General features: G+C 72.2%; 12 protein-coding genes. 4 read left to right on the top strand and 8 right to left on the bottom strand.

Annotated elements, in window-relative coordinates:
* The 4 genes from FVS66_RS00705 to rimP all read right to left on the bottom strand — a co-directional run.
* The coding region (locus FVS66_RS00705) for a translation initiation factor IF-2 N-terminal domain-containing protein (RefSeq protein WP_187645320.1) at window positions 1-373 on the bottom strand (373 nt) is incomplete at its 3' end.
* Window positions 374-525: 152 nt separating this feature from the next.
* Window positions 526-804 (bottom strand): YlxR family protein, encoded by a 279-nt coding sequence (locus FVS66_RS00700; protein WP_149178976.1) that lies wholly within the window; start codon window positions 802-804, stop codon window positions 526-528.
* 200 nt (window positions 805-1004) lie between these two features.
* The gene (gene nusA / locus FVS66_RS00695; protein WP_149178975.1) at window positions 1005-2015 is read right to left on the bottom strand and encodes a transcription termination factor NusA; all 1011 of its coding nucleotides are present in this window, start codon (window positions 2013-2015) and stop codon (window positions 1005-1007) included.
* A 2-nt stretch (window positions 2016-2017) separates the two neighbouring features.
* Complete coding sequence (gene rimP, locus FVS66_RS00690; protein ID WP_149178974.1) at window positions 2018-2518, bottom strand: ribosome maturation factor RimP; 501 nt, start codon at window positions 2516-2518, stop codon at window positions 2018-2020.
* Window positions 2519-2676: 158 nt separating this feature from the next.
* Between rimP and FVS66_RS00685 the strand changes: the two genes are divergently transcribed.
* From FVS66_RS00685 to FVS66_RS00670, 4 genes are all read left to right on the top strand, one after another.
* Window positions 2677-3327, top strand: a complete 651-nt coding sequence (locus FVS66_RS00685) for a hypothetical protein (protein ID WP_149178973.1) — start codon at window positions 2677-2679, stop codon at window positions 3325-3327.
* A 124-nt stretch (window positions 3328-3451) separates the two neighbouring features.
* Entirely contained in the window at window positions 3452-3868 is a 417-nt protein-coding gene (locus FVS66_RS00680; protein WP_149178972.1) for a DUF4439 domain-containing protein, read from the top strand.
* A gap of 57 nt (window positions 3869-3925) precedes the next feature.
* Window positions 3926-4846, top strand: coding sequence for an aminoglycoside phosphotransferase family protein (locus tag FVS66_RS00675; protein ID WP_149178971.1), 921 nt, complete (start codon window positions 3926-3928; stop codon window positions 4844-4846).
* A 147-nt stretch (window positions 4847-4993) separates the two neighbouring features.
* Window positions 4994-5983, top strand: coding sequence for a slipin family protein (locus FVS66_RS00670; protein ID WP_149178970.1), 990 nt, complete (start codon window positions 4994-4996; stop codon window positions 5981-5983).
* 91 nt (window positions 5984-6074) lie between these two features.
* Here FVS66_RS00670 and FVS66_RS00665 read toward each other — a convergent pair whose 3' ends face one another.
* The 4 genes from FVS66_RS00665 to ispG all read right to left on the bottom strand — a co-directional run bounded on the left by FVS66_RS00665 (window position 6075) and on the right by ispG (window position 10647).
* A complete protein-coding gene (locus FVS66_RS00665) occupies window positions 6075-7772 on the bottom strand; it encodes a proline--tRNA ligase (protein ID WP_149178969.1) in 1698 nt (565 codons plus the stop codon).
* Window positions 7773-7840: 68 nt separating this feature from the next.
* Window positions 7841-8416, bottom strand: coding sequence for a GNAT family N-acetyltransferase (locus FVS66_RS00660; RefSeq protein ID WP_149178968.1), 576 nt, complete (start codon window positions 8414-8416; stop codon window positions 7841-7843).
* A 29-nt stretch (window positions 8417-8445) separates the two neighbouring features.
* Window positions 8446-9291 (bottom strand): GNAT family N-acetyltransferase, encoded by an 846-nt coding sequence (locus FVS66_RS00655; protein WP_149178967.1) that lies wholly within the window; start codon window positions 9289-9291, stop codon window positions 8446-8448.
* Window positions 9292-9492: 201 nt separating this feature from the next.
* A complete protein-coding gene (gene ispG, locus FVS66_RS00650; RefSeq protein ID WP_149178966.1) occupies window positions 9493-10647 on the bottom strand; it encodes a flavodoxin-dependent (E)-4-hydroxy-3-methylbut-2-enyl-diphosphate synthase in 1155 nt (384 codons plus the stop codon).
* Window positions 10648-10781 lie beyond the last annotated feature (134 nt).

Below are 10781 nucleotides of genomic sequence, written 5' to 3'. Positions count from 1 at the left end.
GGCCTGCGGCCGGCGTCGCGGGCTTCTCGGCGGCCGCGGGCTTCGGCGCGGGAGCGCCGGGCTTCGGGGCAGCCGGACGGGCCGCCTGCGCCGGGGAGGGCGCGGCGGGCTTGGCAGACGTAGGGGTGGTGCCACCCGCGCGCTTGGCGGGGGCGGCGGGCGCGGCCTTGCGGGGCGCGCCGGGCTTGGCAGCGGACTTGCCGGCGGTGCCGCCGGGTCCCTGCAAAGCGTCGGTCAGCTTACGAACAACCGGCGCCTCGATGGTCGAAGACGCCGAACGGACGAATTCACCGAGTTCCTGGAGCTTGGCCATGACGACCTTGCTCTCCACACCGAACTCCTTGGCGAGTTCGTATACCCGGACCTTAGCCACTTCGCTCCTTTTAGGTCCGGGTTACCGCCGGACCGTCGCTACTTCATGGGCGTACTCATCGCGTACTCATCGAGTGCTCATCGCAATCTCGACCTACTTCCAACTCGCGAGGTACCTGACCGCACGGGTTCACCCCGTGCCGTACTTCTTTCTTACGGTTTCGCCTGCTCGACGTGAAAACGGACATCCGCGGTGTCGAGCGGACCCTGGACCCGGAGGGACCGGGGAAACGCCCGGCGGCGGACCGCCAGATCGAGACAGGACGGGACGGGATGCACATAGGCACCCCGACCGGGCAGCGTACCGCGTGGATCGGGGGCACAGGTGCCCTCGATCGCCACGATCCGCAGCAGATCGCTCTTGGCCGCCCGCTCCCGGCATCCCACACAGGTTCGCTCAGGGCATGCGCGGGCATGCGTCCGGCCAGACACGCTTAAGTCTACCTCCCCGCACCGACCTCACCCCTTTGGGGCAAAAATCGAACGGTTGTTGTCGTAATCCCGCCATCCCCGTCGAGGCATCGCCGGCATCGCCGTCCCCAACGTGACCGCGGCCGGGACTATTCCCAGCTCCGCCCAGTGTGCCCGGCCGCCCCCGGTCCGGTCGCGCGACTTTTCCGGGCGGCGGGTGGTCAGGAGGCGTCGTCGGGCGTGGCGGGCGCGGGCTGCTCGGTGTCCGGGCGGATGTCGATGCGCCAGCCGGTGAGGCGGGCGGCGAGGCGGGCGTTCTGGCCCTCCTTGCCGATCGCCAGGGACAGCTGGTAGTCCGGCACGGTCACCCGCGCGGAGCGGGCGGCGAGGTCCACGATCTCGACCTTGGAGACCCGCGCCGGCGAGAGCGCGTTCGCCACCATCTCGGCCGGGTCGTCCGACCAGTCCACGATGTCGATCTTCTCGCCGAGCAGCTCGGCCATGACGTTCCGGACACGGCCGCCCATCGGGCCGATGCAGGCGCCCTTGGCGTTCAGCCCGGAGCGGGTGGACCGGACGGCGATCTTCGTACGGTGACCGGCCTCGCGGGCGATGGCGGCGATCTCGACGGAACCGTCGGCGATCTCCGGGACCTCGAGCGCGAAGAGCTTCTTCACCAGATTGGGATGCGTACGCGAAAGAGTGACGGACGGGCCGCGCACACCCTTGGCGACGCGTACGACATACGTACGGAGGCGCAGGCCGTGGGAGTAGTCCTCGCCCGGCACCTGTTCCTGGACCGGGAGGATGGCCTCCAGCTTGTCGTCCAGCTTGACCAGGACGTTCTTGGGGTCCTTGCCCTGCTGCACCACACCGGCGACGACATCGCCCTCGCGGCGGGCGTACTCGCCGAACGTCACGTCGTTCTCGGCGTCGCGCAGCCGCTGCTGGATGACCTGGCGGGCGGTCGTCGCCGCGATACGGCCGAAATCCGACGGGGTGTCGTCGAACTCCTTGGGCTCCTGCCCCTCCTCCAGGTCGGCGGGGTCCTCCTTCGCCCACACCGTCACATGGCCGGTCTGCCGGTCCAGCACGGCACGGGCGTGACGGCGGGCTCCCTCGGTGCGGTGGTAGGCGATGAGGAGGGCCGATTCGATCGCCTCGACCAGCAGCTCGAAGGGGATCTCCTTCTCTTGTGCCAAGCCCTTGAGAAGCTTCACATCGATGTCCACGGCTACGCCTCCTCCTCTTCCTTCTTGTCCTTGCGGCTGAACTCGATCTCCACCCGCGCCTTGGCGATCTCGGCGAACTCCACGCGCCGGGCGGTGGGCTTGCGCCCCTTCACGCCCGGGACCTCCAGGTCGAGACCGTCGTCGTCCGCATTCAGGATGCGGGCCACGAGCTCGCCGCCCTCGCGCAGCTGCAGCCTCGCGAGGCGGCCGGTGGCGCGTACGTAGTGGCGGTGCTCGGTGAGAGGGCGGTCGGCGCCCGGGGAGCTCACTTCGAGGACGTATTCACCCTCGCCCATCGCGTCCGTCTCGTCGAGCTTCTCGGACACGGCCCGGCTCAGCTCGGCACAGGCGTCGAGTTCCACGCCGTCGTCCGAGTCGACGACGACCCTCAGCACTCGGCGGCGGCCTGCCCGGGACACCTCGATCTCCTCGAGATCCAGCTGTCGGGCGATGACCAGCGGTTCCAGCAGCCCGCGCAGCCTCTCGCTCTGGGTGGTGCTCATCCGGGTGACTCCTCGGCCGCGTGTGCTGTTGTGGGTTTCGTCGCGTGTCAGACCAAAGGGTATCCGGTCCCGGGGGGTGTTGCCGTCCACCTCGGACCGACCCACGGGTACGCTCGCCTGCGGTGATCTTCGAAGTGGTGTACCTGAAGGAGTGACGCGTGGGGCGCACGTGGCTGACGCGCAGGCGTGCGCTCGCGGCGGCGGGGGCCGGCCTGCTGGCGGGCTGCTCCGGCGGCCCGGGTGAGAAGGCGCCCGCGCCGCCCCTGACGGCGGCGGAACGCGCCCGCCGCGCGGAGACGGCGTCGCGCCGCAGGTCGGCGGCGGTGAGCCGGGACCTCCTGACCGCCTACGACGAGGTCATGAGCGCCCATCCCGCCCTGGGGTCCCGTCTGTCGCCGCTGCGCGAGGCGACGGCCCGCCATGTGACGGCCCTGGCCCCTCCGGGCGAGGCCGCGGCGACCGCGCCGCCGTCGCGCGGTCCGGTCCCGACGGCGACGGCGCCGGACCCGGGCGGCCCGCCCGCCCGGACCTCGGCTTCCGGAACGGCGGCCCGCGCCGACCGGGCGGACGCCTCAGTGACGCCGAGTGCCGCGCCTGACCGCGGGTCCTCCTCCCGGCCATTGCCCCGGGGCGTGCCCGCCGAGCCGGGGGCCGCGCTCAAGGAGCTGGCCGGGGCCGTGGCGCGTACCGCCGCGGCCCACACCGCCGCCTTGGCGGACGCGCCCCCGGAGCTGGCGCGGCTACTGGCCTCGGTCGCCGCGGCGGGTGCGGCGCAGGCATATCTGCTCGGTGAAGGGAGCCGGTCATGAGCGCCCGGGCGGCGGAGCACGCCGCCACGTGCGCGTACACAGGCACCCGTGCCCGCCAGGTGCCCGCGGCGGGCGTCGCGCACCGCGGGCGCCGGGACTCTCCGCTCGGTGAGGGGAGCGCGTCATGAGCGCCCTGGTGGCCGCGCAGGCGGCGCTGGCGGCGGAGCACGCGGCCGTGTACGGGTACGGGGTCGTCGGTGCCAGGGTCGGTGAGGCGCGCCGGGCGGAGGCCAAGGCCGCGCACGCCGCGCACCGCGCACGCCGGGACACGCTGGCCCGCACGGTTAGGGACCTGGGCGGGACGCCGGCCGCGTCGGCGGCAGCGTACGCGCTGCCGTTCCCGGTGGCGGACGCGGCCGCCGCGGTGCGGCTCGCGGCCGAGCTGGAGGACCGGGTGGCGGGCGTGTACGCGGACCTCGTACGGGCCTCCGGGGGCGCGCTGCGGCGGGAGGCGGCTGCCGCGCTGCGGGAGGCGGCGGTGCGGGCCGTGCGGTGGCGCGGCAGCGGCGTAGCCTTTCCTGGGCTCGCCGAGCGACCGTGAGCCCCGCACACGGAACTCACGCAGCTCACGCAGCACACGAAAGGGAACCACGCACGCATGGCCTACGCCGCTGACGCCCCCGTTTTCGAACCACCGGACCGCCTTGTGCGGGCGCTCGGCGAGACGTACGGGGAGGCCGCCGCGGGCGAGTGGCTCGAACGGCTCCCGGAGGCGGCCCGCGAGGCGCTGTCCGGGCGCGGGGTGGAGGCCGAGCGGGTGGTGGAGCCGGGCGGCCGCAGCAGCCTCGTCGTCCTCGTGCGGCGGCCGGACGCCGAGCCCGCCGCGCTGAAGCTGGCGCCGCCGTTCGCCGCGCCCGGCCTGGAGCGGGACGCGCTGGCCCACTGGGACGGCTGGGGCGCGGTGCGGCTGCTGGACAGGGCCGAGGGGCCGGGACTCCTGCTGGAGCGGCTCAAGGCGGATGTGTCGCTGCGGTCCCTGCCGGAGGCGAAGGCGCTGCTGGAGGCGGCGGGCACGGTGCGGCGGCTGTGGGTCGAGCCGCCGGAGGGGCACCGCTTCGAGTCGGTGGCGGACCGGACGGCGCGGCAGGCGTCGGCGATGGCCGGTCACCGGGCGGACGAGGTGGCGGGCTCCCTGGTGGTGGCCGCGCTGGAGACCCGCGACGAGCTGGTGACGGGCGCGTCCGAGACGGTGCTGCTGCACGGCTGCTTCCGGCAGGGCAAGGTCCTGGCGGGTGACCGGTCCCCGTGGCTGGCCGTGGGGCCGGAACCGGTGGTGGGCGAGCGCGCGTACGACCTGGCGCGGCTGGTGCGGGACCGCGTCGAGGACCTGGTGGCGACGACGGCCGGCGCCTCCGCGGCCCGGCGCCGGGTGAACAAGCTGGCCGACTCGCTGGACGTGGACCGTGAGCGGCTCCGCGGCTGGACCCTGTTCCGCGCGGTCGAGTCGGCGACCCGGGCCCTGGCCGCTGGGCGGGGGCGGGACGCCGAGCTGCTCCTGGAGTTCGCCGGCTGGCTCTGAGCGGCGAGCGCAGGCTCCCGGGCACGGCAGGCTCCCGGGCCGGGCCGGCTCCCTGACCTGGACGACTCCCGGGTTCGGCTATACGGGTGCAATATGGGGCATAACCCACCTATTACATCTGGGCTCGACCGACGGCAGGGGGTCGTCATGGGCGAAGAACTGTTGACCGCGATCGTGCTGGCGGGAATCGCCGCACTCGCGTACGTCGCCGCTGCCGCCAGGGTCATCCGGCAGTACGAGCAGGGCGTCGTCCTGCGGTTCGGGCGCCTGCGCAGCGATGTGCGGGGACCCGGGTTCACCATGATCATCCCGTTTGTCGACCGGATGCGTAAGGTGAGCAGGCAGATCGTGACCATGCCCGTCCCCGCGCAGGAGGGCATCACCCACGACAACGTCACGGTCCGGGTGGACGCGGTCGTCTACTTCAAGGTCGTCGACCCGGTCGACGCCGTCATCCGGGTCGAGGACTACCGGTTCGCCGTAGCGCAGATCGCGCAGACCTCGCTGCGCTCGATCATCGGCAAGAGCGACCTCGACGACCTCCTGTCGAACCGCGAGAAGCTCAACCAGGGCCTTGAGCTGATGATCGACAACCCTGCCGTGGAGTGGGGTGTCACCATCGACCGCGTCGAGATCAAGGACGTCTCGCTGCCGGAGACCATGAAGCGCTCCATGGCTCGGCAGGCGGAGGCCGACCGCGAGCGGCGGGCCCGGCTGATCAACGCGGACGCCGAGTTCCAGGCGTCCAAGAAGCTGTCCCAGGCGGCCCGCGAGATGTCCGACACGCCCGCGGCGCTCCAGCTGCGGCTGCTGCAGACCGTCATGGCCGTCGCCGCCGAGAAGAACTCCACGCTGGTGCTGCCGATCCCGGTGGAGCTGCTGCGCTTCCTGGAGCGGCCCGTCGACTCGCAGGAGCACGACGGGGCCGGGCACGGGACGGTGACGCGTGAGCCGGCCGGGCAGGAGCCGACCGAGCAGGGAGCGGCCGAGCCTGAGGTGGCCGGCCGTGACGTGGCGGACCACGAGCTGCCCGGCGGGCGTCAGCGGCCCGCCAGGACCGGGATGCCCGCCGCACGCGCACCGGCGTCGACCGTCCCCGTGCGGGACGACGACACCGGTACGGCGGGGTGCCTGTAAGGCACCCCGAGACGTCCGCCCGTCCGCCCGTGCGGACGGGCGGACGGGCGGACGGGCAGACGGGCAGACGGACGTCGCAGGCAGTCCGGGCTTACGCGGTGAGGCGCGCGACGGCCTCCTCGACCGTCAGCTCCTCACGCTCGCCCGTACGGCGGTCCTTCAGCTCCACGACGCCCTCGCCCGAGCGGCGGCCCGCGACCAGGATCTTCGGGACGCCGATCAGCTCCGCGTCGGTGAACTTCACGCCCGGGGACACCCCCGCACGGTCGTCGACGAGGACGCGCAGTCCCGCCTCGCGCAGCTTCTCGGACACCTCCAGGGCCAGCTCCGTCTGGAGGGCCTTGCCGGCCGCGACCACGTGGACGTCGGCCGGGGCGATCTCCCGCGGCCAGCACAGGCCCTTGTCGTCGGCGGTCTGCTCGGCGAGGGCCGCCACCGCGCGCGAGACGCCGATTCCGTACGAGCCCATGGTGACGCGGACGGGCTTGCCGTTCTGCCCCAGGACGTCCAGCTGGAAGGCGTCGGTGTACTTGCGGCCGAGCTGGAAGATGTGGCCGATCTCGATGGCGCGGTCCAGCTTCAGGCCGGTGCCGCAGTTCGGGCAGGGGTCGCCCTCCTCGACCACGACGACGTCGAGGTAGTCGTCCACCTCGAAGTCACGGCCGCACACGACGTTCTTCGCGTGCGTGTCGGGCTTGTTGGCTCCGGTGATCCAGGCGGTGCCGCGGGCGACGCGCGGGTCGGCGATGTAGCGGACCTTGTCCAGGCCCTGGGGGCCGACATAGCCGCGGACCAGGTCCGGGCGGCCCACGAAGTCCTCGGCGGTGACCATCTCGACCACGGCCGGGGCGAGGTGGTCCTCCAGCTTGCCCATGTCGACCTCGCGGTCACCGGGCACGCCGACGGCGACGATCTCGCCGTCGACCTTGACCAGCAGGTTCTTGAGGGTCGCGGAGGCCGGTACGCCGAGGTGCTCGGCGAGCGTCTCGATGGTCGGCGTGTCGGGGGTGTCCAGCTCCTCGACCGGCCCGTGCGCGGAGCCGTCCACGGCCTCGCCGCCCGCGAAGGTGACGGCCTCCGTGTTGGCCGCGTAGTCGCAGGACGGGCAGTACACGAAGGTGTCCTCGCCGGCGGGCGCGGGCGCCAGGAACTCCTCCGAGGCCGAGCCTCCCATGGCGCCCGAGACCGCGGAGACGATCTTGTGCCGGAGGCCGAGACGCTCGAAGACCTTGACGTACGCCTGGCGGTGCAGGGCGTACGACTCGGCCAGGCCCTCGTCCGTCGTGTCGAACGAGTACGAGTCCTTCATCTGGAACTCGCGGCCGCGCAGGATGCCGGAGCGGGGGCGGGCCTCGTCGCGGTACTTGGTCTGGATCTGGTAGAGGATCACCGGCAGGTCCTTGTAGGACGTGCACTGGTCCTTGACCAGCTGGGTGAAGATCTCCTCGTGCGTGGGGCCGAGCAGGTAGTCGGCGCCCTTGCGGTCCTGGAGACGGAACAGCTCGGCGCCGTACTCGTCCCAGCGGCCGGTCGCCTCGTACGGCTCCTTCGGCAGCAGGGCGGGCAGGAGGACCTCCTGGGCGCCGATGGCGTCCATCTCCTCGCGTACGACGCGGGCGACGTTCTCCAGGACCTTCTTGCCGAGCGGCAGCCAGGACCAGATGCCCGCGGCGTTGCGGCGGACGTAACCGGCGCGGACGAGCAGCTTGTGGCTGAGCGTCTCGGCGTCCGCCGGGTCGTCGCGCAGTGTCTTGAGCATCAACCGGGACATGCGCTGGACCTGGGCCATGGGGAACTCTCCTGCGGTGAAAAGTGTGATGGGCAGGAGGTTAGCCGGGCGGCCCCGGCAGGCGGAAATCAGTTGGCCCGGTCCGCCCCGTTCCGGGGCTCCGCCGCGGGCCCCGCGAGGGGCAGCGGGGCACCCATCACGGCGTACGGACGGGACGCGCTCGGGAAGCGCACCCTACTGGCCAGGTCGACGTATCCGAGCGTGCGGTAGAGCCTGCGGGCGGGGCTGTCGGTGTCGATCGCGGAGAGGATCGAGCGGGGTTCGTCGGCCGTGTCCGTGATGGTGGTGATCAGCTCCGTGCCGATGCCCCGGCCCTGGTGAGCGGGGTGGACATGCAGTTCGGTGATGACGAAGGAGTCGTCGAGCCAGCCGTCGTTGCCCTCGCGCACCAGGTACGGCTGGACGACCGTCGACCACCAGTGGGCGCGGTCGTTGGGCATCCCGTACACGAAGCCGACGAGGCGCCCCTCCGGGGTCGTCGCGCCGTACGCGCGGGCGCCCCGGCAGGCCATGTGGCGGACCACGATGTGGCGGCGCACCGCGACCTCACCCTCGCTGAGGCCGAAGGCGACGGCCTGTACGGCCAGTGCCTCGTCCACCCGTGCGGCCAGGTCGAGCGGTCCGACCACCACGACGTCATCCATGGGCCGAACCCTACGTCTAGCGCGCGCGTTCAGAACAGCACGCTCATGAAGGCGCCCACCTCACGGAAACCGACCCTGCGGTACGCGGCCCGGGCAGGGGTGTTGTAGTCGTTGACGTAGAGGCTGACGACGGGTGCGACGTCGGCGAGGGCATAGCGCAGGACCGCCGCCATGCCGGTCTCGGAGAGGCCCAGGCCCCGGTACTCGGGCGCGACCCAGACGCCCTGGATCTGGCACGCCTTGGGGGTGGCCGCGCCGATCTCCGCCTTGAAGACCACCTCGCCGTTCTCGATACGGGCGAAGGCGCGGCCGGCGCCGACGAGTTCGGCGACCCGCGCCTGGTAGAGCAGGCCGCCGTCGCCTGCCATCGGGGAGACGCCGACCTCCTCGGTGAACATCGCCACGCACGCGGGCATGACCACGTCCATCTCGTCCTTGCGGATGCGGCGGACGAGCGGGTCGGGCTCGATGTCGGGCGAGGGCCGCTCGGCGACCATCAGCGGCTGGTGCGGGCGGACGTCGCGGGCGGGGCCCCAGCTCGGTTCGAGGAGCCGCCACAGCTCGGCGGTGGGTTCGGCGGGGCCGACGATCGAGGAGCAGCGGCGCCCGGACCGGCGGGCGCGCTCGGCGAAGGCGCGGACGGCGTCGGGGGTCGCGCAGATGGGTACGAGGTTGGCGCCCGAGTAGCAGAGGGAGCGGAGCCGCCCCTCCTCGTACCAGCCCCACATCTCGCCCCCGAGCCGCCAGGGGTCGAGGCCCGCGGCCTGCACGCGGGCGGTGACGAACGCGTTGGCGACGGGGTCGCTCTCGAGGACGGCGAGCGCGGCGCCGAGGTCCCCGGGTTCGAGGACCCGAGTGGTGGTGTGCGTCAACACGGAGGGGCCTCACCAGTGGGTATGTTCAGTCTTCGCACTGTACCTGGCGTTCCTGGGGGGTGGGACGGCCCGGCGGCGGGCCCTCCTGGCCTGGGCGTCGGAAGCCCTGAGCCCCGCCTCGGCGGTGGGCCGCGGCGGGGCTCGGGTGCCATGAGAAAGGGGGTGCGGGCCCGCCGGGCGACGGGCGGCGCGGGGCGTCCGTCAGCTGACGGAGATCTCCGGCTCGCCGGACGCCACGCCGTCCTTCTCCATCTGCTCGGCGATCTTCATCGCCTCTTCGATGAGCGTCTCGACGATCTTCGACTCGGGCACGGTCTTGATGACCTCGCCCTTGACGAAGATCTGGCCCTTGCCGTTGCCGGAGGCGACGCCGAGGTCGGCCTCACGGGCCTCGCCGGGGCCGTTGACGACGCAGCCCATGACGGCGACGCGGAGCGGCACCTCCATGCCCTCCAGGCCGGCGGTGACCTCGTCGGCGAGCTTGTAGACGTCGACCTGGGCGCGGCCACAGGACGGGCAGGAGACGATCTCCAGTCGGCGCTGGCGCAGGTTCAGCGACTCCAGGATCTGGATGCCGACCTTGACCTCTTCGGCGGGCGGCGCGGACAGGGACACGCGGATGGTGTCGCCGATGCCCTCGGCGAGCAGCGCGCCGAACGCGACGGCGGACTTGATGGTGCCCTGGAAGGCCGGGCCCGCCTCGGTGACGCCGAGGTGCAGCGGGTAGTCGCACCGGGCGGCGAGCTGCCGGTAGGCGTTGACCATGACGACCGGGTCGTTGTGCTTGACCGAGATCTTGATGTCGCGGAAGTCGTGCTCCTCGAAGAGGGACGCCTCCCACAGGGCGGACTCGACGAGCGCCTCGGGCGTGGCCTTGCCGTACTTCTGGAGGAGGCGCTGGTCGAGGGAGCCGGCGTTGACGCCGATGCGGATCGGGGTGCCGGTCTCACGGGCCGCCTTGGCGATCTCCTTGACCTTGTCGTCGAACTGCTTGATGTTGCCCGGGTTGACCCGGACGGCCGCGCAGCCGGCGTCGATGGCGGCGAAGACGTACTTCGGCTGGAAGTGGATGTCCGCGATCACAGGGATCTGGGACTTCTTCGCGATGGTGGCGAGGGCGTCGGCGTCGTCCTGCGTGGGGCAGGCGACACGGACGATCTGGCAGCCCGACGCGGTCAGTTCGGCGATCTGCTGGAGCGTGGCGCCGATGTCGGAGGTCCTGGTCGTGGTCATGGACTGCACCGACACGGGTGCGTCGCCGCCGACGGCCACCGTGCCGACCTGGATCTTGCGGCTGACCCGGCGGTCGGCCAGTTTGGTCGGAACGGACGGCATACCGAGAGAAATCGCGGTCATCTGCTGTGCAACCCCAAGGTGTGGATCGAGGTCCCGATATCGGCGGGCTCCAGGCTTCGAGATTACAGGTGGCGTGCCTCCGCCAGCACATCGCGGCGAGGCGTGCCACCCGGCGGGAGCGGCCGGGCGCCTTC

It is taken from the genome of Streptomyces sp. TRM49041 (assembly GCF_008271805.1).
Lineage (GTDB): Bacteria > Actinomycetota > Actinomycetes > Streptomycetales > Streptomycetaceae > Streptomyces.
The sequence above is the reverse complement of the archived record's forward strand: the minus strand, read 5'-3'. Positions and strand labels throughout refer to the sequence as shown.